The sequence below is a fragment of the Roseateles albus genome, from assembly GCF_028595345.1.
Classification (GTDB): domain Bacteria; phylum Pseudomonadota; class Gammaproteobacteria; order Burkholderiales; family Burkholderiaceae_C; genus Paucibacter_A; species Paucibacter_A albus.
On record NZ_JAQQXT010000001.1, the window covers coordinates 150,661 to 175,994 of the forward strand.

Consider the following 25,334-nt stretch of genomic DNA (forward strand, 5'->3'; position numbering starts at 1 on the left):
TTAAAGAAACGCGCCGGTGACCTTGTGAGCCCGGCGCGCATTGGGTTGCCAAAGAACCATCGCTTCGGCCCTTTATCGGGTGGATGGTTCAGGCCCGCAGTCTACGGCCTGAATGAGTCGGCCGCCATGCAGTCGAACCCGAGGGTGTGAGGGCGGCAGGGAGGGAAGGCGCAGCCTATTCGGCCAGCACGGCCCGGTCGCGGCCGTCTTGTTTGGCTTGATAGAGCGCCTGGTCGGCCCGGGCCATCAGGGCGGCCGGCGATTCGTCGGCCGCTAAAGCGATGCCCACACTGAGGCTGAGGATGGGCGCAACCGGCGAGGCTGCATGCGGCAATGCCAGTTGCTGCAGATGCTGACGCAGGCGCTTGACGACTTCTTGCGCGCCTTCTGCATCGGTTTCGGGCAGCAGCAGCGCGAATTCTTCTCCGCCTATGCGAGCGGCCATGTCGCCGCCCCGACGCAGCGCAGCCTGCAAGACCTGGGCCACCAGCTTCAGCGCCGCATCACCGGCGGGGTGGCCGTAGTGGTCGTTGTAGAGCTTGAAATGGTCCACATCCAGCATCAGCAAGGCCAGCTTGCGCTCGCCCCGGCATTTATTGGACAGCTCCAGCGCCAAGCGCTCATCGAAGCCGCGCCGATTGGTCAAGCCCGTCAGGGCGTCGGTCAGGCTGAGTTGCTGCAGGCTGTCAACCTGGGTTTCGATCAGGCTCAGCAGGTGATTGACATGGCCCGACAAGGTGCTGAGTTCGTCCGCGCCGCTCACCTTGATGCGGGTCTTCCAGGTCTGCGTCTTGGCCAGTGTGACCAACTGGCGGGTAAATCGGCGCAGGCGCCTCACCAGCAGCAGGTGGACGGCGACGGCCATCAGGCAGGCCATGACCAGCGCGGTCCACAGCAACTGCCTGCGTACCTGCTGATAGACCAGCAGGCCTTGCGCATGGACATCGCGCGGGACCGACAAGGCCAACTGCGCCACATCGCGCTTGAGCAGGTCTTGCACCGGCAGGGCCAGGTGGTAGAGGCCGGGGGACTCGCTGCTTCGAACCTCCCCCGAGCCTAGCAAGCTGGCGGCGACAAAGTCGGGCCAAACCAGCATGTCCGGTTTGGCCTCGGCAGGGGCCTCCAACTGGAAGGGCAGCCGGGTTTGCTTGCTGAGCTTGGCCAGCAAGTCGGCATCCAAAAGCCGCCCCATCACGACCGAGCCCGAGAACTCGCCGCTGGCATCACTGCGGCGGATATGCGCCCAGCAGCCGAGCATCAAGCCGATTTCGGCTTTCATCAAACCGCAGGTCGGGGCGGCATGGCCATCCTTGATCAGGGCGATATAGGGCTTGATCTGCTGTTCAAGCCAAACCGGGGTCTCGCCGGCTGGGCGGTTCAGCCGAGGGTTGGTGTTGAAGTGCACCAAGCGCCCCTGCCGGTCGTACACCATGATCAAGGACAGGTCCGCGGTCACCAGCGCTTGCGGGCCCAAACTGTCTTGCGCCCAGGCCGGGTCTGGTTGCTGGACGAAACGGTACATCTCGGACCAGACGGCCCAGTCACGGGTCAAGCTGTTCAGGTGCTCGAGCTCGGACTCTATGCTTTGCACCAGCCGACTGACATGCGAGGCCAGTTCACGCTTTTCTATGCTCTGGTAGCTGGCCTCAAGGCTGCCTTGCAACAAATTCAAGCTGACCAAGGCCATCAGGCCGAAGCCCAAGACAAAGGTCAATAGCAGCTTGAACCGAATACCCATCCAGAGCTCCGAAACGGGGCCGCTTCAATCAGCGACCCGACCGGACTCATTTTGCTTGCGATTGGCTCAATGCCTCGGTGTCGATGTCGACATATTTCCAAAAATCGCGCACAAACACATTGCGGTTGTAGCCGATCACCCAGGGCTGGGCCATATCGGTGAAGACGCGGTGCACCTCTGTCTTGTAAGGCATATAGGCCACCATCAGCTTGGCGGCCTCGGCCATCACGGCTTGGCGCTCCGGGCCGTCCGGCATTGCTTTTTGCTTGTTGTAGAGCGCATTGAAGGCCGGCAAATCAAAGCGCGCCTTGTTGGCCTTGCCCTTGGCGGCCCCGTCGCCCAGCGCCAAAAAGGTGTCGCCATCGGGCGCGGTGGCGACCCAGGACACGCCCCACATCTGCAGCTTGCCGGCATTGGCCGACTTGAGGTTCTCCGGCCATTTGGCGGTCTTGAACTTGATGCGGATCTTCAGCGCATTCATGGTCTGCTGCCATTGCTCATTGAGCTGGCGATTCGTGCTGTCGGGCTGGGTGGCGTATTCCAGTTTCAGCGCTGAGCCATCGGGCTGATCGCGCCAGCCGTCGCCGTCTTGGTCGACATAGCCATAGAGGTCCAGCAGGCTCTTGGCCTTGGCGAGGTTGTATTCGCCCATTTCGGACTTGAAGGCTGGATCGAAGCCGAAGGTGCCGGGTGCGATCGGCCCATGCGAAGGCACGGCTTGGCCGCGGCGGGCCAGGCGGATTTGCTTGTCGATGTCCGAGCCCAAGGAGATCGCGCGGCGCAGCGCAATTTTCTCTGGCGTGTAGCCGCCAATCACCGGGTCTTCCATATTGAAGTAGGTGAAGGCCACGTCGGCGCGCGGGTAGCGCGTCATTTGTATGCCGCGCTTGGTCAGGTTCGGCGCCAATTTGTTGTTCGGCATGGCGATGGTGGCGAAGTCGGCCGGCACTTCCTCGATCACGTCCTTTTCGCCGTTCAGGAAGGACAGCCAGCGCGGCTGCGGCTCCTCGATGATGGCGATCACGACGCGGTCTACCAGCGGCAGGCGCTGCCCCTGCAGCTTGGCCACTTGCGCGGCCAGGGCCGGGTTGTCGGCCGGCGGGCTTTCCGCATAGCGCACTTCGCGGTAATTGGGGTTCTTCTCCAGCACGATTTGTGAGCTGCGGCGCCATTCACCCAGGCGCCAGGCATTGGTGCCGACCGGGTGCTCCATGATCTTGCTGCCATACATCTCCACCACCTCGCGCGCCACCGCGCCGAGGAAGCCGGCATCGGCGAACTGGTTGATGAAGCGTGGGTCGCCGACACCGAGCTTGATCTGGAAGCGGTAGCGGTCCAGCACCTTCAGGCCTTCGACCGGCCGGTCATAGTCAAACGGCTTTTTGGCCGCCATCAGCTCTTTGCGCAGCTCCGAGGCGCCCAGGATCTTGACGTTTTCAAGCAGGTAGAGATTGGGGCTCTTCCACTGCGGGTCGTAATGGCGCTTGATGGAATAGATGTAGTCGGCGGCGATCAGTTCGCGTTTTTTGCCGCCAAAGGCCGGGTCGTCGCTGAAGAAGATGCCGGGCTTCAACTCGAAGGTCAGCGTCTTGAAATCGGCCGAGACTTCGGGCATGGCGACCAGGGTGTTGGGGCGCAGCTTGGCCGGGCGGGTGTGATATTCAAACTCCAGCGGCGCGTCGAAGATGCCGGCCGCAACCGCCTTGGAATAGCTGTCGGAGATCTGTGCCGGGTCGAAGCCGGTCTCGGCGGCGCGAAACGCGTAGCGAAGGGATTTCACGGGCTGGTGGGTCTGCGGGGCGGGCTGTGCTTCTTGGGCCAGCAAGGGCAGGCTGTTCAGGGCCAGCAAGCAGGCAGCGGCGCGCTTCAGGGTGGATCGCATCATTTCTTGTCGTCACTGACTTGGGGAGCCGCGCAGTCTAGTGCCTGGGCTGCGGCAATGCTCATGCGCAAATGGCATTGCCGCCGCCAAAGCGGCCCGAAAGCCCCATGAATTCTCGAAACATGTCTCAGTTTTGCTCGAACCCGGCCCTCAATTCAGGGGGCGACAAGGGCAAAACCCGGTGAGCAGTGGCGCTCAAGTCGACTAGACTCGCGCCAGTTTTTCTTTTCGCAAGCCTTGTGGGCCATCAGCCCGCCGGGAAGCAATTTTGTCGAATCTGCGACGTCTTTCTTTACGGAGAACCAACAGCGATGCTGGCCTACCTATTCAGACGCTTGTGGCAAATGATCCCGACCTTGCTCGGTGTCGTGCTGCTGGTGTTCTTTCTTTTCAAGTTCTTCGGTGGTGATCCCGCCGAGATCCTCGGTGGCCTGAATGCGAGTGCCGAACAGATAGACGCGATCCGCGAGCAACTGGGCCTGAACAAGCCGGTGCTGGAGCAGCTGTGGATCTTCATCAAGCAGATCGTCACCTTTGACTGGGGCAAGAGCTGGGCCACCAATGAGTCGGTGGCCAGCCTGTTCAGCAGCCGCTTGCCGGCCACGCTGACGGTGATGCTGCCGATCTTGATTCTCGAAGTGCTGATCGCCATTCCTTTCGCCTTGGCCGTGGCCTCGGTGCGCGGCAGCCTGACCGACCGCACGGTGATGATTCTGAGCACGGTGGCGGTGTCGATCTCGCTGCTGGTCTACGTGATCGTGGGCCAATATGTGTTCGCCTTCCGCCTGGGCTGGTTCCCGGTGCAGGGCTGGACCGACAGCGTCTGGACCAACCTGACCACCTATGCGCCGCTGCCCGTGATGGTGGCGGTGGCCGTCGCGATCGCGCCTTACACGCGGCTGTACCGCACCTTCTTCCTGGATGAAATCGGCCATGACTATGTGCGCACCGCGCGCGCCAAGGGCATGACCGAGGGCACCATCCTGATGAAGCATGTCTTGCGCAACGCGATGATTCCCATCATGACGAATATCTCGGTGGCTTTGCCGGGCGTGTTTGTCGGCAGCTTCTTGCTCGAAGTGTTCTTCTCCATCCCCGGCCTGGGCCGTGAAATTTTGCTGGCGGTGAACCGCAGTGACTATCCCGTCATTCAGGCGTTTGCGATTTACATCGCCTTCCTGACCATGGTGGTGAACTTGATTACCGACCTGCTCTACAAGCTGGTGGATCCGCGGGTGGTGCTGAAATGAAACTCCAGAATTCTTCAGTTTCATTCCGCTTCGGAGATGCGAAATGAGTGCAGTGATTTCGTCAAACCCAGTTGCGGCCAAAGCCGGCAAATCCGAAGGCGTCTGGGCCGCGTCCTGGCGACGCCTGCGCAGTGACAAGGTTGGCATGGTGTCCATGGTGATCGTGGGCTTCTTCCTCTTGATGGTGGCGGCTTCCAGCACCGGCTTGATTGCCAAGAACTGGCAAAAAGAAGTCGGCGTGCCGAACGCGCCGCCGACCTTTATCGGCCCGGCCCCGGCCGAAGCGACCAGTGCCATTGTTGCGCCCAAGGGCCCGAATGTGGACCTCAGCGATATCGACCCGCTCGCGCCCAAGTACAAGGAATGGGAAGAGCGCGCCAAGGCCTACAAGACCGAGGTGACGGTGAAGGCCGAGACGCTGCCGATGGGCGGCGACCGCCTGGGCCGCGATGTGCTGTCCAAGGCGATCAAGGGCGCCGAGGTGTCCATCATGGTCGGCGTTTTGGCGGCCGTGGTTGCCACCATCATTGGCGTGGTGCTGGGCGCGCTGTCGGGCTTTTTCGGCGGCCGCGTGGGCGACTTTCTGGAGTGGCTCTACAACGTCTTCACCGCCATCCCGAGCATCTTGCTGATCTTCGCGTTTGCGGTGATCTTCGGGCGCGGCGTGATGTCGGTGGTGATGATTCTGGGTCTGGCCGGTTGGCCCGGTATTTACCGCTTGATCCGCGCTGAGTTCATGAAGCATTCGGTGCGCGAATATGTGCGCGCCGCAGAAGCCATCGGCGCTTCGCGTTACTCGCGCATGTTCAAGCACATCCTCCCTAACGTTTCGCATGTGGCGCTGGTGCAGTTGTCGCTGCATGTGGTGGGCTTCATCAAGAGCGAGGTGATCCTGTCCTATCTGGGCCTGGGCGTCGGCGTGGACCAGGTGTCCTGGGGCACGATGCTGAGCGAGTCGCAGAGCGAATTGATCCTGGGCTACTGGTGGCAGTTGGCGGCAGTGACCGGCTTGATGGCCATCTTTGTGACCGCGTTTGCGCTGTTCACCGATGCCTTGCGCGATGCGCTGGATCCAAAGTTGCGCGGCCTGGAGTGATTTGAAAATGCTACTGAGTATTCAAGACCTAAAAGTCTCCTTCCGCATGGGCAAGGTCGACGGCCAGATGCAGCGCGCATTGGCCGTCAAAGGCATCAGCTTTGACATCCCCGAGAACTCGACCGTCGCGCTGGTGGGCGAGTCGGGCTCGGGCAAGTCGGTGACGGCCATGTCCATCCTCAACCTGCTGCCGGATAACGCCGAGCGCGAAGGCAAGATCCTGTTTCAGGGTCAGGACTTGCGCCAGTGCACGCTGCGCGAGCTGCAGGCCATCCGTGGCCGCGACATTGCCTGCGTATTCCAGGACCCGATGACTTCGCTGAACCCGGTGTTTACCGTGGCCGCGCAGATCATGGAGCCGCTGATCAAGCATATGGGCATGAGCAAGAAGCAGGCGCTGGTGCGGGCCGAGGAGTTGCTCAACGAGGTCGGCATCCCCGAGCCCAAGCGTCGCCTGGGCAACTATCCGCATGAGATGTCGGGTGGCCAGCAGCAGCGCGTGATGATTGCCGTGGCACTGGCATGCTCGCCTAAGCTGCTGATCGCCGACGAGCCGACCACGGCGTTGGACGTGACGATCCAGCGCCAGGTGATGGAGCTGATGGCCAAGCTCAAAGAGACGCACAAGATGGCGCTGCTGTTCATCTCGCATGATCTCGGCGTGGTGGGAGAAATCTCCGACCAGGTGGTGGTGATGCGCCATGGCCAGATCCGCGAGAAGGCGCCCGTTGCCGAGATCTTCAGCAATCCGCAAGACAGCTACACCAAGGCCTTGCTGGCCTGCCGGCCTTCGCTGACCGAGAACCCGGCGCGGCTGATGGTCATCGATGACCATATCGCCGGCCGCACGGTGCACGAAGGTGCGGGCAAGGCCAAGGACCCGAATGCACCGGTGATTCTGGAAGCGCGCGGCTTGAAGAAGAGCTTTTTCTTCAAGAGCGGCTTGTTCGGTCAAAAGGAGTTCAAGGCCGTCAAGGAAGTGAACTTCAAGCTGCGCAAGGGCTACACCTTGGGCGTGGTGGGCGAGTCCGGTTCGGGCAAGACAACCATGGGTCTGACCTTGTTGCGCCTGCATGAGCCGACCGGCGGCGAGGTGCTGTTCGAGGGCAAGGACCTGCTGAAAATGAGCGGCAATGACTGGCAAAAGATGCGCCGCCGCATCCAGGTGGTGTTCCAGAACCCCTATGCCTCGCTGAACCCGCGCTTCACGATTGGTCAGACCCTGGTTGAGCCGATGGAGATCCACAAGATTGGCAAGGACCATGACGAACGCTTGGCGCGTGCCAGTGCCTTGCTGAAAAAGGTCGGCCTGGACGACACGGTGCTGAACAAGTACCCGCATGAGTTCTCCGGCGGCCAGCGTCAGCGCATTGCGATCGCGCGCTGCCTGACGCTGAACCCCGAGGTGCTGGTGCTGGACGAAGCGGTGTCGGCGCTGGACGTGTCGGTGCAGGCCCAGGTGCTCAATCTGCTGAAGGACTTGCAGGACGAGTTTGGCCTCAGCTATGTCTTCATCAGCCATGACCTGGCCGTGGTGAAGTTCATCTCCGACGAAGTGCTGGTGATGCAGAACGGCGATGTGGTCGAGCAAAGCGAGACGCAGGCGCTGCTGAATGCCCCGAAGCAGGAGTACACGCGCAAATTGCTGGGTGCGGTGCCCAAGGGTTACCAAGGCCCGGCCCATGTGGCCGCAGCAGCGGCGGCTTGAGTCGGAGAGCACCTTCCCCTAGCGTTCGGAGCATGCGATGAAGCGAGTCACCGGTATCGGCGGTATTTTCTTCAAAGCGCGTGACCCGGACGCTCTGCGCGCTTGGTACCGCGATCATCTCGGTATTGAGGTCCAGGCCTGGGGCGGTTGCAACTTTCAATGGCAGACGCCTGAACGCCCCGAGCCGAATGGCTCGACGGTCTGGAGCGTGTTCGACGCGGCCGCCGAGCCCGACTACTTCGCGCCCAGCCGGGCCGCGTTCATGGTCAATTACCGCGTCGCCGACTTGGACGCGCTGCTGGCCGCGCTGCGCGCCGAAGGCTGCGATGTTGACCCCAAGACCGACTCCTCCGAATTCGGAAAATTTGGCTGGGTGATGGACCCCGAAGGCAACCGCGTTGAACTCTGGGAGCCACCCGCCCTTTAAATGGGGTCAGGTTCATTTATTTCTGACTTCTTTGTGTAATCAAGCTACTTATTTGAAGCTTTCTACAGGTGTTGCAACTTTTTTACTGAAAAAATGAAGTAGTTTTGTTACCATTTTCTGTGGGCCATTCCGGCCAACCCGAGCTTTGGGCAGAAAATGAGCATGCAAAAAATAATGGCGGCAAGCCGCTGGACTCGGTGGAGCGTGAGCTTGGTGCTTGGCTTGAGCGTCATGCCGGCACAGGCCTTGGATGCTTGCAACGAGCCTGGCTTTGCCCGCGTGCTGCAGCCGCAGCGCGAAGCCGTGCCGCTGGCCGCGCAGGCCTATTGGCTGAACCAGCGTCTGATTCAATGGCCTGGCGCAGTAGAGAACATCGGCACCGGCACGCGGGCCAAGCTCTATGTTTCGGCGCAGGCGGCCTTGCAGGTCGGGTCGAATCAAGCGGTCACCGGCGCGGACCAGGCGCTGCTGCTTGAACCCAGTCGCGATGAACTGCCCGCCGATCTCGCCCAGCGCTTCAAGTTCATTGCCCCTGGCCCACGCTGGCAAGTGGCTGCGGCCGATCTGGCCCAATTGCCGGCCTTGCACCGCTCTCAAGTCTGGCTGGTGCTGGAAGGTGCCGACGGCACGATCCAAGCCCACACGCGCTTGCAGGCGGCCGGCGCTCTGGACGATCTGTACGCAGCGGCCGAGCAAGTGGACGATCTGGGTGCTCACCCCGCCGTGCAAACCAGCTTCAAGCTTTGGGCGCCCACGGCGCAAAAAGTCGCGCTCTGCCGCTACCCCAGCGGCAGCGGCAAGGCGCTGGCCATGGAGGCGCTGAATCTGGACGCGCAGACGGGCGTTTGGCAAACGAAGCTAACAGGTGATTTGAGCGGTCAGTATTACAACTACCTGGTGGACGTTTATGTGCCCGGCGTGGGTGTCGTGCGCAACCGCGTCACCGACCCTTATTCGGTCGGCCTGAGCACCGACTCCAAACGCAGCTTTGTGGCCCATTTGCAAAGCCCCGCTCTGAAGCCGCCGGGCTGGGACGCCACAGCGCGGCCGCAGCGCGTCAAGGACTCGACCGATATGGTCATTTACGAGTTGCATGTGCGTGATTTCTCGATCGGCGACGCCAGCGTGCCACTGCCCAAGCGCGGCAAATACCAGGCCTTCACGCAAAGCGACTCGGCCGGCATGCGACACCTCAGGGCGCTCTCCAAAGCCGGCTTGACCGATGTGCATTTGTTGCCGGTGTTCGATATCGCCACCATCCCCGAGGCCGGCTGCCGCGAGCCCTTGGTGCCCCATGCTCCCGGCGATAGCCCGCGCCAGCAAGCGGCCGTGATGGCCGTGGCGGCCGAGGATTGCTTCAACTGGGGCTATGACCCCTTTCATTACAGCGCGCCGGAGGGCAGCTATGCCAGCGATGCGGCCAAGGCTGAGCGCCGCATCATCGAGTTCCGGGAGATGGTGCAGGCGCTGCACCGCGCCGATCTGCGCGTCGGCATGGACGTGGTCTACAACCACACGGCCGCCGCCGGCCAGCATGAAAAATCAGTGCTGGACCGTATCGTGCCCGGCTACTACCAGCGCCTGAATGCGACCGGCGAAGTGGAGCGTTCGACCTGCTGCGACAACACCGCCACCGAACATCGGATGATGGCCAAACTGATGCTGGACTCGGTGGCGCTGTGGGCACGCGAATACAAGATTGATTCCTTCCGCTTCGACCTGATGGCGCACCAGCCGCGTGCGGTGATGGAGGCCTTGCAAGAGAAGGTCAACCAGGCAGCCGGTCGGCCTGTGCAACTGATCGGTGAGGGCTGGAATTTTGGCGAGGTGGCCAACGGCGCGCGCTTTGTGCAGGCCTCGCAGCTGTCGCTGAACGGCTCCGGCATCGCGACCTTCAGCGACCGTGGTCGTGACGCCGCGCGCGGCGGCAGCGCGGGCGACAACGGCGCGGCTGTAGTTCAGAACCAAGGCTGGCTGAATGGCCTGGTCTACGCGCCTAACGCCCTAGCCAAGCAGAGCCCGCAGCGTCCGTCGGCCGATCTGATGCAGGCAGCCGATCTGCTTCGCGTCGGCCTAGCCGGCTCTTTGCGTGACTATGAGCTGCCGACCTGGCAGGGAAAAACGCTCAAGCTTGCCGAGATCGCCTATGGCGATCAGCCGGCCGGCTATGTCTCCCAGCCCGGCGAAGTGGTCAATTACGTCGACAACCACGATAACCAGACCCTGTTTGACATCAATGTGCTGAAGCTGCCGCTGGAGACCTCGGCGGCCGAGCGCGCCCGCGTGCAGGTCTTAGGGCTGGCGCTGACGGCCTTCAGCCAGGGCGTCGCCTACTTCCATGCCGGTGTCGATATTCTGCGTTCCAAGTCACTGGACAAGAACAGTTATGACTCGGGCGATTGGTTCAATCGCCTTGACTGGACTTACCGCGACAACGGCTTCGCCGCCGGCCTGCCGCCCAAGCTGGATAACGGCGAGCAATACCCGCTGTTGGCGCCGCTGCTGGCAGACACGCGGATCAAGCCCAGCCCGGCAGACATCGCCTGGACGCGTGACGCTTTTCGCGATTTGCTCAAGATTCGCGCCAGCTCCAGCCTGTTTCGCCTGCCCAGCGCCCAAGAGGTGAAGCAACGCCTGAAGTTCCACAACACAGGCCCGGCGCAGAACCCGCGCGTGCTGGTGGCCAGCCTGGATGGGCGCGGCTGGCCGGGGGCGGGCTTCAAGGAGCTGCTGTACTTCATCAATGCGGACCCGGCCGCACAGCAAATCGATTTGCCCTCGCAGGCCGGCAAGCCCTTGGTCTTGCACCCGGTGCATCTGCAAGCCAAGGCCGCTGACAAGCGCATTGCGGCCGAGGCAAACTTTGATTCGAACACCGGCCGCTTCACTTTGCCCGGGCGCAGCGCGGTGGTCTTTGTGCGGCGCTGATGTGCGGCGCTGATGTCCGGCGAAATGCGGTGGCAATAGGAGTGCTAAAGCCGCGGCCTAGCGCGCCAGCGGCAGCCGCGCCTGGACTTGGTGTTGTGAGCCGTTCTGGGTGAACACGAGCTCGCCCTGCAAGCGAACCACGGTTTGCTGAGCGATCGCTAGGCCCAGGCCAAAACCCGGCAAGCCCCGGCTGGCATCGCCGCGCGCAAAGGCTTCCATCAACTGCTGCGCGCCTTGTTCCGGCAGACCGGGGCCAGCGTCAGAGACGGTCAGGACCGCGGTATCGCCGCTCTGCAGGACTTCGACCTCGACCGGTACACCGCCATGCTTGATCGCGTTGTCAATCAGGTTGACGATCAGGCGCTCCAGCAGCAGCTCATGCGCCTGGTGCAGCAGCAAGGTCGGCGGTGCGCGGCAAAACAGCTCCTGCTGAGGGCGCTCAAAGCCGGCCACCGCCCGGCGTGCCGCGGCAGCCAAGTCCACCGTTTCATTCAGTTCCACAACGCCGGCACGGATGAACTCCATAAAGCTGGCCGTCAGCCGGTCGGCATGGTCGACATTGCGCGTGATGGAGGCAACGCCTGCGGCATTCGCGGGCGACTCGGGCAGCATCTCTGCGGCCAGCCGGATGCGGCTCAGGGGGCTGCGCAAATCATGTGAAACGCCCGCCAAGAGCAGTGCCCGCTCGCGCTCATTGCGCTGCAGTCGTTCGGACAGGGTTCGGTAGGCCTGGTCAATCTCGAGCAGCTCGGGTGGCGCTTGGCGGGGCAGTGGCGCGTGGCTCGCATCGCCGGCCTGGATGCCAGTATGCGCATGCACCTGCATGCGCCGGCGCAACTGCGACAGCGGCCCCGTCACCTTGCGCGCCAAGCTTAGGCTCAGCAGCCCCACGACCAAGCTCATCAGCAACAGGCCAACGCTCATGCGCGACGCCCAGCGGGGGAACATGGCCGGTGGATGACCACTCAACCAGACGGGCTCGGAACCCGGGACTTGCACATGCATCCACAGCTTGAAGTGGCCGTCGCTGCGGTTCAGCCAGACCTCGTCCACCTGCACGCCCTGTTTGTGCAGTTCTTGAATGAAGCCTTCGACGGCCGGCATGGCGGTGACCCGCAGCTTGAAACCCGCCGGCAAGGCTTCGTGGCGCCGGAGGCCTTCGCTGATGCCGTATGCCGGCAGCGCCTGCGTCGTCGGCATCGAGGGCGTACGCGCGGCGATCAGCACCTGGGGCGCGATCAGCACAGCATACTGCGGCGCCATCAGCTGATTGCGCTCCACCACCAGCAAGCCGCCCAGCAGCAGCAAGCCGCAAGCGACCAGCAACACCTGTGCCAGCAATAGGCGGACAAACAGCGAGTCAAGGCGTTTCGGGATCATCGATAGCAGCTGCGCTGCCCGTAGCCGTGCCGCGCGGCACAAAGGCATAACCCTCACCGCGCACGGTCTCGATCCAATCGCGGCCCGGCAGCGCTTCTGCCAGCCGCCGGCGCAAACGCCCGACCTGCACATCCACCGTTCGGTCCTGGGGCCGGTAGGCGCTGGCCTGCACCGCGTCGCTCAGTTGCTGGCGCGAGACGGCTTGACCGGGGGCCCTCGCCAACACCAGCAAGAGCTTGAACTCGATGCCGGTCAGGGGGATTTCCACGCCGCCGATACGCACTTCACGGCGTTCCAGGTGCACGCTCATGCTGCCGAAATGCAACTCGTTTGCCGCTGCAGCCACGACCGGCGGGTTCTGCCGCCGGATCAAGGCACGCAGCCTGGCCACCAACTCGCGCTTCTCGAACGGTTTGGCCAGATAGTCGTCTGCCCCCAGTTCCAGGCCCAGCACCCGGTCAAACGGGTCGCCGCGTGCGGTCAGCATCAAGATGCCAAGGCCGGGGTAGGCGGCACGCCAGCGCCGGCACAAGTCCATGCCGCTGGCATCGGGCAGCATCACGTCCAGCAGCACCACGGCGGGCAAGCTCATGCCCAGGCGGCGCTCCGCTTCAGCCGCATTGAGGGCAGTCTGCACGGCCCAGCCTTCAGCCTCCAGCAGCAGCATCAACATGCTGGCCAACTCGGCGTCGTCGTCAACGATCAGCACTTGGGTTTGGGACATCAGGGAAGGCAGGGGCTCTAAGTTCTTGTTCGCAGGGGCTGCGATCGTAAGTCATCCGCAGGCGTCTACCGAGTGACATTGCCGCAGCAATTGCGACAGCGGTGTCATGAATCGTCGCGTTATGTCGCACATGCAGAGGACAAAACTGCAGACACTGCTTTCGCTGCGTATCGACGCTCAGTTTGCCCCCGCGCCCTTCTGAATCCGGCGAGCTCACCAGGCGTTGCAGCAAGCGTCTTCAATCGCAACGCCCACAAGCGGGCTGCCATCCATACAAATGAACCCAGGGAATCGATATGAACAAGCAAGCATGGCTCACTCCTCATCATTCAGCACAAGCGTCGCGGCACACGGCAGAACGCAAGCTGCGCTTGCTGCCGACATGCCTCGCTATTGCAGCGATGTGCAGCGCGAGCCTTGCAAATGCGGACGATTTAATCTGGAAGGGCGGCGCGGTGTCTGGCCCGGGAAAGATGAGCGTCAGGCAGAACTGGAACCCGGGCGTCACGCCTATGGGCTTTGACCACCTGCACTTCGGCACGTCGACCTTCACGACGGTTACGTATGACCCGCTGAGCAACCGGTCTTACGACAAGATTTCCTTCGACGTGGGTGCGAATGCATTCACGCTACAGAGCGCAGGCAACAGCTTGGCGCTCTCCCACGGCATCGTCAACAATAGCAGCAAGGTGCAAACACTTGTTTGGAGCGCGTCGAGCTTATTCATCGACGGCGACCAGACCTGGGACGGCGGCACGGCCGGCATGAACATCACCGGTGGCATTGGCCAGAGAAATGATCTGACGCTGTCCAACAAGGTCGCCTACAAGAACCTCGGCTCTGCCTTGATTGGTGACAGCGGCAGTGGCAATTCGAAAGTCAGCTTGACGATCAATTCCGGCAGCAGCTTCAGCACAGCGGCCGACCTTACTCTGGGCAGCGCCTTCCCGACAAGCAGCGGCACCATCAATGTGCAGGGCGTGGGCAGCAGCCTTGTCGTCGGCACCGACCTGATCCTTGGCGATGTCGGCAGCAGCACCTTGCTGATCGACTCCGGCGCCAGCGCCTCCAGCCAGCGGTTGTTCATTGGCAAGAAGGGGACTGCAAAGCTGACGGTGGACGGCGCCGGTTCGAGCTTCAGCAGTGGCGACGTGTCGTTCAGCAACAGCGAACTGATCGTCTCGGGCGGTGGCAAGTTCACCGCCACCATCAATATGACCGACTCTTTCACGCCCAATGAGAATGCCAGCGTCACGGTGAAGGACACAGGCACGCTGTTCAAGGTCGACCTAGGCTTCTATCTGGGCTCAAAAGGCAACGGGCTGATGCAACTCAGCAAGGGCGCCACTGCCGAAATCTCCAGTCTTTTCATCGGGCAACAAAGCACCGGAGGTTTCGGCGTGCTTGAAGCGACAGGACTTGGATCAACGTTGAAAACCAAGGTCGTCATTGGGCGGGCGGGCCTCTTGAACGTTTCCAATGGCGCCCAGGTTCAAGTATCAGATTGGATGAATATCGGGGAGGCAGGAGAGTCAAGCTTCGCGGCTGCGGTGGGGGGCGGGGGCGCTCTACTGAGCGTCGCTCAAGCACTCACCGTGGGCTCCGCCGGCGCCGGTCGGCTGGATGTTTTGGGCGGCGGCGTTGTCGACGTCGGGCAACTGGTGATTGGAGATCTTGGCGTCGTCAATCTGCAGGGCGGCACCCTGAAGATGGTGACAGGCAATATTGCCGGGACATTGAACTGGGACTCCGGCACGCTCAACTTCAAGTCGAACTACGCCACGGGCGACTTCCTGGGCCATGACATGGTGCTCAGCGCCGGCCAGATCCTCAAGGGTGACGCGCAAATCCGTGTGGGCTCGGGCGACAGCCTCACCTTCGCGGGGGGGGCGCTGCAGGCGATTGATTTCCAAATGGATGCGAATGCCTCAGCAAAAGTGGGCCGCGCCAGCAGCTTGGCTGCCAACACCATCAAAAACTACGGGCGCCTGATGCTGGACGGTGGTTCGGTGAACGGCGCCTTGCTCAACGCCGGCACCATGACCGGCTCGGGCGCTATCCGCGCCAACCTGGGTCAGGGGGGATTCATCAACAGTGGCCGGTTTGACCAGGGTGACTATGTCGAATTGGTAAATCCAGGCAGCAACATCAATACCGGCGTTTGGACCTTGGGCAAGGGCGGCGCGCTCCAACTGCGATCAAGCAACCTGAATAACCAGGGCTTGATGAGCTTGGCGGGCGCCAGCATTGGTGCTTTTGACGGTACGAGCAAGCTGGTCAACGAGGCGGGCGGCATGATCAGCGGCAACGGCGTCATCAGCGCCAGTTTTGCCAACCAAGGCAGCCTGATCGTCGAGGGCGGCAAGCTGTCGGTCGACAAGCGCTTTGCCAACAGCGGCCAGATTCTCTTGACTTCGGCCATCGCCAGCCTGAGTGGTGGGGCGATCGACAACAGCGGTCGCATCGAGGGCCTGGGCCAGATCGGCAATGCGATCAACAACCAGGGCTTTGTCAGCGCCAAGGGCGGCATCTTGACGCTCGCCGCTGGGGGCATCAGCAATCGCGGGACTTTGTCCGTCGACCGCGACGCGACCCTGCGCTTGACCCAAGGCCTGCTGCCGAATATGGGCAAGATCCAACTGGCAGGTGGTACGTTTGACAACAATGGCTTCGCGATGAGCAACGAGGTCGGCGCGGTGATCAACGGCTTTGGCAGCCTGAACAGCGGCTTGCTGACCAACAAAGGCAAGATCTTGCTGAGCGGCGGCAACTCGACGATCTACGCCGACATGCTCAGTACCGCTGCCAGCCAGATCATTCTTTCGGGCAATAGCAACAGCACCTTCTACGGCAATGTGGATGTGCAAAACGGCGCCGAATTGCGCGTTTCAACCGGCTCGGTCGCGACCTTCTTCGGCACCGTTCAGCAGCGCACCGGCGCCAAGTTCAGCGGTGCGGGCGCCAAGCGTTTCGAAGGCACGCTGACGGTGGGCGCATCGCCGGGCCTGGGCAGCGATGAGGGCGATGTGGAGTTCGGCGACAGCAGCACCTACCTGGCCGAGATTGGCGGCATTACCGCCTGCACCTTGCGTTGCGGCAGCGATGAGGCGTTCAAGAACAGCAGCTTCGACAAGTACATCGTGGCCGGCAATCTGAGCTTGAACGGCACGCTCAAGCTGACGTCCTGGAACGGTTTCGTGGCGCAAAAGGGCCAGAGCTTCGACCTGCTGGACTGGGGCACGCTGACCGGCACTTTCGCCGACATCGATGCCACCGGCTTCAAGCTCGCGGCGGGGACGCAGCTGGACTACAGCCAGCTCTACACGAGCGGCGAAATCAGGGTGATGGCCGCCCCGGTGCCCGAGCCTGAGACCTATGCCTTGATGTTGGCTGGGCTGGGGCTGCTGGCTTGGCGCCGCCGCAAGTTCGGCTGAATCTCAGTTGAAGTTCAGGGCCGGCCGCCGGCCCATCCATCACGCACAACCCTTGCCAGCCAGGAGCTGCCATGCTTTCACTTTCAACAAGCCCTGCCGCGCGCAGGCTGAGCGCGCCCTTGCTGGCGGCGCTGAGCTTGGCGCTGCCGGGCGGCGCGGCCATCGCGCAGACCGGCGAGACAGCCAAGTTAGCCCCGCCTGCCCCATCATCTCAGGCCATCGAGCAAGTCGTCATCAAGCTGCTCAAGAGCCGGCCCGAGCTGGTGCGCGACGCGCTGGACGAGTTGCAGCGCCGCGAGTTGGCTGGCAATGCCCAGCAGGAACGCAAGGCCCTCGCAGCTTCCGCCAAAGCCATCCACGACGAAGCGGACGCAACGGTCTTGGGCAACCCTGCAGGCGATGTGACCCTGGTCGAGTTCATCGACTACCACTGCGGCTACTGCAAGAAGCTGGCACCCAGCATCGAGGCGCTGATCCAGCGCGACGGCCAGCTGCGTGTGCTGGTCAAGCACCTGCCCATCCTGGGGGCGGAGTCGATCGCGGCGGCGCAGCTGGCCTTGTCGGCGGGCAAGGGCGCCACGGCGCAGCAGGTGCACAAGGCCTTGCTGAGCGCCGAGTCCATCGACGCGGTCAGCCTGCAGGCCATCAGCCGTCAGTTCGGCCTCAAACCGGTGGACGTGGTGGCAGTGAACCGCCAGCTCGGTGAGGTACGCGTGCTGTCCGAGCGGCTGGGCATCCAGGGCACGCCGGCCATCGTCGTCGGCGATGTGATGTTCCGTGGGGCCGTAGGCACCGAGCAACTCGCTGCAGCGATCGACGCGGCGCGGCGTGCCCAGTCGGCCAAGGCAGCCAAGGCGGGAAACAAGCCGGTGGCTGAAATCCGCCGCGTGCCGCGCCCCGCTTGATCGTCACCTTATTGCACTCACCGGAGTCATCACCATGAATTGGTTTTCTCGCTTCTTGATCACGCTGTTGGCAAGCAGCGCCTTGGCGTCGGCGCACGCCGCTGATACCTCTTACAACCTCGTTGCCAGCAACGGCCAATGCCTGGACAGCAGCGGCGCCCTCAGCTCCTGCGGCGGGGCGGAGCAGCGCTTCGCCTTCGGTGCGGACGGCACGGTCTATCTGGCCGGCGGCGAGGGCAAGCGCTATTTGCAGGGCAATCTGTTTGCGAGCAAGACGGTCAGTTTCAGCGGAGCGCTGTCCACCGGCAACGCCAGCACCTACTGGAGCCGACCCGGCGGCAATCAACTGCAACTCAGCCAGTCCCGGGCGATGTCGGCCATGTGCTTGTCCTGGCAGTTGGTGGGCACTGTGAAGTCAGGCCTCAGCAGCGGGAATCCGGGCGTGTTGAGCGCCGAACTCGCGCTGTGCTCGGCCACCGCAGCCAACCAGAAGTGGACCTTGGCCAACCCCCTGCCCGTCGACTTGGCCGACCCCAGCAAGACGCAGGTCAGGAGCAGCACGCGGGGCTGCTTGCAGCAGACCGATTTCACATCGCCGCCGGCAGCCAGCAAGTTGACAGTGTCGGCCTGTGCCGGGGCGGCAAAGAGCGAGTACTTTCGCTTCACCAACCAGGGCTCTATCGTGTTGAACGGCTATTGCCTGACGGCATCGGGAGGTGCTGGCACGGCGGTCGGCTTAAGCAGCTGCGGCGAGACGGGTGTGCCGCCGGCGGCCAATCAAAAGTGGAAGCGTGGCAGCAACTCCAGCATCGTGTCACCCAGTGGCCTGTGCCTGAGTCAAAAAGGGGCCAGCGTCGAGCTCGCGGCCTGCGATGCAGGCAATGTGTTCCAGTACTGGAGCACCAGCAGCATCGTGGCAAGCACCTGGCCGCAGGGCGTGCCCGTGGCCGACAAGCCCACAACCTATGTGCCGGGCCAGAAGTTGAGCAATGGTCAGGTCAATACGATCGTGAACTGGATTCAGCGCGAAACCTCGATCAGCAGCACCCCGTTTTGCTACAAGACCGCTGCCTACGACCGTGGCATCGGCATTGCGCCCGGTTGCGCCGACGGCCAGTACAAAGACGGCGCCCTGTGCTACAGCAACTGCCGCAGCGGCTACCACCCCGTGGGCCCGGTGTGCTGGAGCAACCAGTCGCTGTCCTACCAACCTGGATACCGTTGCACCGCAAAAGATGCCTTGGGCACTTGCTGGGCCTGGGCGATGAACGGTTGCCGCGACGGCTACACCAGTGACCGAATTGGCACCTGCTGGCTTACCAAATCTTCGTATGGAAATGGCGCGGGCAGCGCGGCGAATTCCTGCAAGTCCAACCGTGAGATGCAGGCCGGCCTGTGCTACCTGAAGCCACGCGATGGTTACCAGTGCAACGTCACCAACTGCAACCAGCGCTGCGCCAAGGGCATTGCCGACTGTGGTGCCGCGGCCTGCGCCAGCAATGCCAACCAGTGCGTCAACACCATCAGCAATATGGTGGTCAGCTCGGCCATGATGATCGGCTCCTTCGCCACGGCGGGCGCGATCGGCGAGGCCAAGATAGGGGTGATGGCCGCCAAGGATGTCTACAAGGCAGCCAAGACGGCCGATGAACTGGCGACGGCCCTGGTGCTGCTTTCGAATGACATCAATAACTTCCTGAACCTGGCCGAGAAGGATCTGGCGTCCATTTCCAGCGCCGACATCGAGGCCAAGATCGCCGCCAAATACCCCCGCGATTCGGCCGACTATCGGCACATCGCGCGGGAATGGGCGGCACGACAACTGCTGTTCTACATCGCCGACTTGATCAAGGACCTCGATATGATGATCATCACGACAATCGACCCGACGGGTATTGTCAGCGTCATCGACGCCTTCGCCAAACCGCCCTGCATGGATCACACGCCCATGCCCTGAGGATAGCCGCCATGCACCCGCACTGAGGCCGCAGGCCCAGGCACTGAGCCGCGCAAGCGCCAACAAACCGCGGTATTCGATGCAAACAAGTGGGAGCCATGGACCTCGTGCCCGAAGCCTTGCCCTGGCTGCTGGTCCTGATCGGCCTGGTCTTGGTCAGCGTGACGCTGGAGGGGGTGGTGCGCAGCTTCGTGCTGCGCCTGCCCTATGACTGGCGCGCTTATGCGGCCTCCATGGCCGATTTTGGTGGCCGCCGCGCCGTCGATGCACTTGGCCTTTCACTGGCCTCGCCGCTGCTGGTCTGGGCCTATGACAACAGGCTGCAAACCATAAGCCTGGCGGGGCCGGTCGCCTTCCTTTTGCTCGTTATAGGGCAGGAGCTCTGTTACTACGGCTATCACCGCGCTGCCCATCGCGTGGGCTGGTTCTGGGCCACGCATGCGGTTCACCACAGCTCCAATGAGTTGAGCCTGGCTGGACGGGCAAACTCACCGGCACGACGCTCTTCTTCGCGCCGCTGATCTGGCTGGGATTTTCGCCACTGGCCGTTACTGCTGCGGTGGCGACCAATTTGCTCTATCAATTCTGGCTGCACGCGAGCTGGATCCCCAAGCTGGGCTGGCTGGAGTGGGTGTTCAACACGCCCTCGCATCACCGCGTTCACCACGGCAGCAATGCCGAATACCTGGACTGCAATTACGGCGGCGTGCTGATCATCTTCGACCGACTGTTTGGCAGCTTTGTGGAGGAGCGCAGCGATGTGCAGATCCGCTACGGCCTGAGCACGCCGCTGCTGAGCCACAACCCCTTGCGCATTGCTACCCATGCCTGGCTGACTTTGGCGCGTGACCTTTGGGCAGCCGGGTCTGTTTGGCAGCGATTGAAAGTCCTCGTCGGCCCGCCGGGCGGTAAGGCAGGGGAATGAGCGAGCCCTTGCTGAGCCATCGCTGGCTTGGCTTCGTCTGCCCCGGTCGCGCCGGGTCAGCGCCTAAAACCTAGCCCTATAGATCAGCTTGGTAGCGCAGCTCCATCGCTTCACGAGGCTCATAGGGCACGCGGATGCCGGTCTGGTCGCTGATCATTTGGGCGGCGGTGGGCAGCAGTTCCCGGTCAACTTGCGCTTCGGCCTTCCACAGCTTTGAGCGCAAAAAAGCTTTTGCACAGTGCAGGTAGGCTGCCTCCGGGATGACCTTGATCACGGCCTGCGGGAGTCGTTTTTCATCTCTGCATGCCTCCAGATCAGCCGCATCGAAGGACAAACTCGCCGCGCCATTGACGCGCAAGGTTTCATTGAAGCCAGGGATGAGGAAGATCAGCCCGGCCTTGCGGGTGGCAAGCACGTTCTGCAAGGTATCGATGCGTTTGTTACCTGGCGCTTCAGGAATGAGAAGCTCGCCGGCTTGGTTCACTTTCACAAAGCCGGGTAGCCCACCTCTGGGAGAGGCATCCATGTTGAAGTCGGCGTCGGCGCTTGCCAGAATCAGAAAGGGCGATAGGCGAATGAAGTCCAGGCAATGCTTGTCGAGGAAGGCAATTTCCTTCTTCAAGGCTCGCTCTTGCGGCTCACCAAAGTAGGCACGCAAATCCTGGTTGGTTTCAATCTTCATGGTTTGATCCGAGGTGAGAGGTTGACCATTTTGAGGGCATGCTTGGAGACCGACGGCACTGCTGATTCAGCAGCTCAAGAGCTCAATAGCAGCACGCTGCCAACCGGAGGCAACTCGAAAGCCAACTGGCCATCGCTCAGGCTTAAAGCCTCACCCTTGGGCGACTGCCAGCTCTTGACCGGCACCGGCAACTGCCACACCGGCAGCTTCACCAAGGTCGGATATGCGCCGCGGTTGACCGCGATGATGCTGGCTTCCCAGTCGGTGTAGCGGGCATAGACGATCCAATCGGCGCCGAGCCCTAAGGTTTGCACGGCACCATGGCGCCATTCGCCGCGCTGTTGGCGCAGCTTGGCCAGGGTCTGGAAATGCTCAAACAGCGGCAAGTTCCAACGCTCGCGGTCCCAGATGAAAGGTCGGCGGCAATCCGGGTCCGGGCCGCCAGCCAAGCCGATCTCGTCGCCGTAATAGACGCAGGGCACACCGGGCCGGGTGAACAGCAGCGTTGCCGCGAGCTGCATGCGGGCGCTGTCCTCGCCCAGCAAGGTGAAGAAGCGGGTGGTGTCGTGGCTGTCCAGCAGGTTCAGCTGGGCTAACTGGTTATCAAAGGGAATGCAGGCCTGGGCTCGAGTCATCCAGGCATCGAAGGCGGCGGTCGATAGCTTGATCGGCTGATAGGCCACATCCTGGCCGGCCAGCCAAGCGCGCACCGGGTTGGCGAAGCCGTAGTAGTTCATCGCACCGTCTTCTTGCTCACCCTGCAGCCAGCGCGTGGCTTCGGAAAAATGCTCGCCCATCACATAGGCCTCGGGCGTCTCTTGCTTGATGGCAGCGCGAATCTCTCGCAGATGGTGGGCATTGTTGCGCGCGCCCGAGCCTTCGCCCAGCATATGGATCACATCAAGCCGCCAGCCGTCGATGTTGTAGGGGGCTTTGAGCCAGCGGCGCAGCACGGCGTCGGGGCCAGCGTAGATCTGTTCGCGCAAGGCTCTGGATGAAAAGTCCAGAACCGGCAGCGAGGCATAGCCTTTCCAGCCGAAGTGCACGCCGTCTTGGTTGAAGAGGTAGAAGTCGCGGAAGGGCGATTCGGGCGAGGCCAGCGCTTGCTTGAACCAAGTGTGGTTGACGCCGGTATGGTTGACCACACCGTCGAGCACCAAACGCATGCCGCGGCTGTGGACTGCGCTGCTCAAGCCCTCGAGCGCGGCATTGCCGCCGAAATGCTCGTCCACCTGCTCGTAGTCGTCGGTGTCGTATTTGTGATTGCTGCCGGAGGCAAAGATCGGGTTCAGGTATAGCGCAGTGATGCCCAACTCCCCTTGAAGGTAGTCGAGCTTGGCCGTGATGCCGGGCAGGTCGCCGCCGTAAAAGCTGTTCGCCGCGTTGTCATGATCAACCGGCGCGTCCCATTGCGGCTGTTGCACGACACGGCCGTCTTGTCCGGGCAAGACTTGACCCTGCCGGTCGACCGGCGGCAGCGCCTTGTGAAAGCGATCCGGGAAGATTTGATAGAAGACCTGCTCGCGCACCCAGCTTGGCGGCATCTGCGTGGGATGCAGCCGAAAGTGCCTGTCCTCGGGTGGCAAGTGTTCATGCGCGCCGTCGGCTGCCAGCCAATACTGCGTGCCGTCGGCCAGCACCTTGAAGGCATAGAGCGTCAAGGCATTGCCGCCATCCCAAGGCAGAAATGCTTCCCAGCGGTGCAACTCGGCATGCCGCCCCGCATAGTGCATGGTCAGCAGATATTCCTCGTTGTCGGGCGTGCTGCGCAGGAAGACGGTGTCCAGATCGACCCGCTCGGAGAGCAGGCTGATGCGGCAGCCGTCGGCGCCGCGCTGGACCCAGGGGCTGATGGGGGGGTGCAAGAGAAGCATAGTTTGTTGGCAAACCGCTGTTCAGATGACCCCTATTGTGTTGATCGCCGCAAGCCTTGGGCGTCATCCCCCGGGGTGGATTGAGGGCGCTGCAGTCGCAAGCCCGCCACAGCCGCTCGAGCGACCGACCGTCAGTTGCGTTCCAGTGCGGCAGCGATTGCGACAGCGATGTCATGAATTGTCACGTTATGTCATGTACGCTGAGCTTGCAATTTAAGACACTACTGATGCGCTGTGGCGGTGCAGGGCAGCGAGAGCGTGCGGCATGCAAATCTTCTGGCTTGCCCTGTTTTCAAGTCGGCAAGCGCCTGGTCCTTGAGCGAAAAGTCAATCGCGAATAAGGCATGCCGCATGCAAGCTGCCGTTCGCTGCGGCTTGACGAGGAGATGCGTCCTTACAACTACTGAAGGGAAAACCGATGATGATCAAGGCAAAGTATTTGCGTGGGCTTGCAATTGCCACGCTGGTCTGCGCTGGCATGACCCAGCAAATCACGCTGGCCAAGGAATTGACGGTCGATGTTTCAAACATTGCGAGCAATGATGAGCGCGACGCAGCGAGCAACATTACTCTCGACTTCTACGTCGGTGCGGGAGCGTCGATGGACAGCCTGAAGTGGGATGTCTGCGTCACCAGTTATGCCGGCAGCTACCTGTCGGAAATGCAAATCACCTTCAGCGACACCTTGGGCAATGGGGTCACGTTCGCTCCAGGTGGAGGCGACGATTTTGATGGCCCCATGGCTTACGCTGGATTTCAGGACTTGCGCCTCAATGGGACAAGCTTTCAGGTGGGTTCCGAAGGTATTTTGCGCCTGGAGTTTCATGAGTACTACAAGGATCTCGCGTATGACGAGCCGGATGGCATATGGAACTCCGGGACCTTGACCTTCGGCGTTACGCCGGTGCCGGAGCCGCAGACTTATGCATTGATGCTGGGCGGCCTGCTGCTGATTCTGAGAGCAGCAAAGCGGCGCGGGGCATAACAAGCATAAGCGTCTGTTGGCGCCTCAAACTCTGACACGCGATTCGTATTGAACTGTCACCAAATCAAGGACAAGCAGATGTCGACAAATTCCTTCTCCCACTTGGCCGGGCGGATCTGCCTCGGTTTTGGCAGCGTTGCGCTTGCCTTGGCAGCCACACTTTCTGCGGAACCTGCAGTTGCGGGGCCCACCTTCGAGGTGGCGAAACCGGTTCCGCTCTATTCCTACTATGCGCTAGGCGATGTCAACGCCCCGGTCACCGCGCCGGCGTCCCGTCCCACACCATCTTTTGTACTGATGGGCGGCGGTCCGGATGTGGATGCTGCTTTTCGTTGGTTGATTCAGCGTGCGGCCATCACTGCGGGAAGTGGCGGGCGGTTCGTGGTGATTCGGGCCACTGGGGATGACGCTTACAACCCCTATGTTTTCTATAGTGATGACTCTTTGTCGACGTCTAAGGACGTGAAAGAACTTTGGGTCGGCGGCGCATCTTCTGGCCTGACGTCCGTGGAAACGCTGGTTATTCCAAGTGTCAAGGCCGCCAATAGCCCAGCGGTCAACGCGATTGTCGCCAAGGCGAACGTCGTCTTCATCGCCGGTGGTGACCAGAGCCATTACGTTCGCTTCTGGAAGGGCACAGCGCTGGAACAAACGCTCAAGGGATTGATGAAAAAGAATGTCCCAATCGGCGGGACAAGTGCGGGCTTGGCAGTACTGGGGCAGTTTGATTATTCGGCGCTTTACAAGTCTGCCACTTCCGAGAAATCGATGCTTGACCCTTACTACAAGGACATTACCTTCGATCCTTCGCCCTTGAGTTTGAGTGGCGGCTTCATCGCGCCGCCCGAGTTGGAGAGCCTCATTCTCGATTCTCACTTTGACAGCCGGGACCGCATGGGTCGCTTGGTGACATTCATTTCGAGAATCGTCGCTCCGACAGCCACTCCGAGCGGTAGTTTCGGATGCAGCGGTGGCGTACTCCCTGCCTCGTCTAGCGGGAACAAGACGGCACGCGGCATTGGCATCGGCGTTGAAACCGCCTTGTTGGTGCAAGGTAATGGTGTTGGCAATCCCGTCACTGCGACGCGCGTCACCAACCCTTCGACGACGAGTGAAAGCGCGGTCTATTTTGTCCGCCCGTCCGTTCCTCCAAGCGTCTGCAAGCCGCAGCAGCCGCTTTCAGTGTCGACCGTTGAGGTGAGAAAACTGGCGGACCCCAAAACCGTCTTCAACCTCACTGACTGGACGGGCGTCCCAACGTACAAGTATGTTGACGTGAATGCGGGCCAGTTGATTCCCGCAGACTGGTACTAGGCTGAGGCGTCCGGCGTCCGGCGTCCGGCGGCTGGCGGCTGGCGGCGGGCACCATAAGGATCTGGGCTTAGCCCGCCACAGCCGCTTCGAACTGCATCGCCAGCAGCTCGGTCGTGGCCCTGGAT

General features: G+C 62.0%; 18 protein-coding genes. 12 read left to right on the forward strand and 6 right to left on the reverse strand.

The window, feature by feature from the left end:
• Positions 1-175: 175 nt before the first annotated feature.
• Together PRZ03_RS00665 and PRZ03_RS00670 are read right to left on the reverse strand one after the other, a co-directional pair.
• Complete coding sequence (locus PRZ03_RS00665; protein ID WP_273598551.1) at positions 176-1,738, reverse strand: diguanylate cyclase domain-containing protein; 1,563 nt, start codon at positions 1,736-1,738, stop codon at positions 176-178.
• A 46-nt stretch (positions 1,739-1,784) separates the two neighbouring features.
• Positions 1,785-3,623, reverse strand: a complete 1,839-nt coding sequence (locus tag PRZ03_RS00670; protein ID WP_273598552.1) for an ABC transporter substrate-binding protein — start codon at positions 3,621-3,623, stop codon at positions 1,785-1,787.
• 308 nt (positions 3,624-3,931) lie between these two features.
• Between PRZ03_RS00670 and PRZ03_RS00675 the strand changes: the two genes are divergently transcribed.
• The 5 genes from PRZ03_RS00675 (at position 3,932) to PRZ03_RS00695 (ending at position 11,029) form a co-directional block, all read left to right on the forward strand.
• Positions 3,932-4,870: an ABC transporter permease gene (locus tag PRZ03_RS00675; RefSeq protein ID WP_263532934.1), complete on the forward strand. Its 939-nt coding sequence runs from the start codon at positions 3,932-3,934 to the stop codon at positions 4,868-4,870.
• Positions 4,871-4,913: 43 nt separating this feature from the next.
• Entirely contained in the window at positions 4,914-5,966 is a 1,053-nt protein-coding gene (locus PRZ03_RS00680; RefSeq protein ID WP_273598553.1) for an ABC transporter permease, read from the forward strand.
• 7 nt (positions 5,967-5,973) lie between these two features.
• Positions 5,974-7,674 carry an ABC transporter ATP-binding protein gene (locus tag PRZ03_RS00685; protein WP_273598554.1) on the forward strand — a complete coding sequence of 567 codons (1,701 nt, stop codon included), beginning with the start codon at positions 5,974-5,976 and terminating at the stop codon, positions 7,672-7,674.
• Positions 7,675-7,711: 37 nt separating this feature from the next.
• Complete coding sequence (locus PRZ03_RS00690; protein WP_273598555.1) at positions 7,712-8,101, forward strand: VOC family protein; 390 nt, start codon at positions 7,712-7,714, stop codon at positions 8,099-8,101.
• A 162-nt stretch (positions 8,102-8,263) separates the two neighbouring features.
• Positions 8,264-11,029 carry an alpha-1,6-glucosidase domain-containing protein gene (locus PRZ03_RS00695; RefSeq protein WP_273598556.1) on the forward strand — a complete coding sequence of 922 codons (2,766 nt, stop codon included), beginning with the start codon at positions 8,264-8,266 and terminating at the stop codon, positions 11,027-11,029.
• Positions 11,030-11,086: 57 nt separating this feature from the next.
• Here the strand turns inward: PRZ03_RS00695 and PRZ03_RS00700 are convergent, their stop codons facing one another.
• The gene (locus PRZ03_RS00700) at positions 11,087-12,409 is read right to left on the reverse strand and encodes a sensor histidine kinase (RefSeq protein WP_273598557.1); all 1,323 of its coding nucleotides are present in this window, start codon (positions 12,407-12,409) and stop codon (positions 11,087-11,089) included.
• Positions 12,390-13,133 carry a response regulator transcription factor gene (locus PRZ03_RS00705; protein ID WP_273598558.1) on the reverse strand — a complete coding sequence of 248 codons (744 nt, stop codon included), beginning with the start codon at positions 13,131-13,133 and terminating at the stop codon, positions 12,390-12,392. Before PRZ03_RS00705 ends, PRZ03_RS00700 begins: the two co-directional genes overlap by 20 nt.
• A gap of 473 nt (positions 13,134-13,606) precedes the next feature.
• Between PRZ03_RS00705 and PRZ03_RS00710 the strand changes: the two genes are divergently transcribed.
• The 5 genes from PRZ03_RS00710 (at position 13,607) to PRZ03_RS00730 (ending at position 20,354) form a co-directional block, all read left to right on the forward strand.
• Positions 13,607-16,567, forward strand: a complete 2,961-nt coding sequence (locus tag PRZ03_RS00710) for a beta strand repeat-containing protein (protein WP_273598559.1) — start codon at positions 13,607-13,609, stop codon at positions 16,565-16,567.
• Positions 16,568-16,638: 71 nt separating this feature from the next.
• Positions 16,639-17,472, forward strand: a complete 834-nt coding sequence (locus tag PRZ03_RS00715; protein WP_273598560.1) for a thioredoxin domain-containing protein — start codon at positions 16,639-16,641, stop codon at positions 17,470-17,472.
• A 34-nt stretch (positions 17,473-17,506) separates the two neighbouring features.
• Positions 17,507-19,429, forward strand: coding sequence for an RICIN domain-containing protein (locus tag PRZ03_RS00720; RefSeq protein WP_273598561.1), 1,923 nt, complete (start codon positions 17,507-17,509; stop codon positions 19,427-19,429).
• A 98-nt stretch (positions 19,430-19,527) separates the two neighbouring features.
• Positions 19,528-19,950: a sterol desaturase family protein gene (locus tag PRZ03_RS00725; protein ID WP_273598562.1), complete on the forward strand. Its 423-nt coding sequence runs from the start codon at positions 19,528-19,530 to the stop codon at positions 19,948-19,950.
• Positions 19,951-19,970: 20 nt separating this feature from the next.
• Positions 19,971-20,354, forward strand: a complete 384-nt coding sequence (locus tag PRZ03_RS00730; RefSeq protein WP_273598971.1) for a sterol desaturase family protein — start codon at positions 19,971-19,973, stop codon at positions 20,352-20,354.
• A gap of 76 nt (positions 20,355-20,430) precedes the next feature.
• Here the strand turns inward: PRZ03_RS00730 and PRZ03_RS00735 are convergent, their stop codons facing one another.
• Together PRZ03_RS00735 and malZ are read right to left on the reverse strand one after the other, a co-directional pair.
• Positions 20,431-21,036 (reverse strand): MSMEG_1061 family FMN-dependent PPOX-type flavoprotein, encoded by a 606-nt coding sequence (locus tag PRZ03_RS00735; protein ID WP_273598563.1) that lies wholly within the window; start codon positions 21,034-21,036, stop codon positions 20,431-20,433.
• Positions 21,037-21,110: 74 nt separating this feature from the next.
• Positions 21,111-22,901: a maltodextrin glucosidase gene (gene malZ / locus PRZ03_RS00740; RefSeq protein ID WP_273598564.1), complete on the reverse strand. Its 1,791-nt coding sequence runs from the start codon at positions 22,899-22,901 to the stop codon at positions 21,111-21,113.
• A 427-nt stretch (positions 22,902-23,328) separates the two neighbouring features.
• Between malZ and PRZ03_RS00745 the strand changes: the two genes are divergently transcribed.
• Positions 23,329-23,895 carry a PEP-CTERM sorting domain-containing protein gene (locus PRZ03_RS00745; protein WP_273598565.1) on the forward strand — a complete coding sequence of 189 codons (567 nt, stop codon included), beginning with the start codon at positions 23,329-23,331 and terminating at the stop codon, positions 23,893-23,895.
• A gap of 78 nt (positions 23,896-23,973) precedes the next feature.
• The gene (locus PRZ03_RS00750) at positions 23,974-25,209 is read left to right on the forward strand and encodes a cyanophycinase (RefSeq protein WP_273598566.1); all 1,236 of its coding nucleotides are present in this window, start codon (positions 23,974-23,976) and stop codon (positions 25,207-25,209) included.
• The last annotated feature ends 125 nt before the right edge of the window (positions 25,210-25,334 follow it).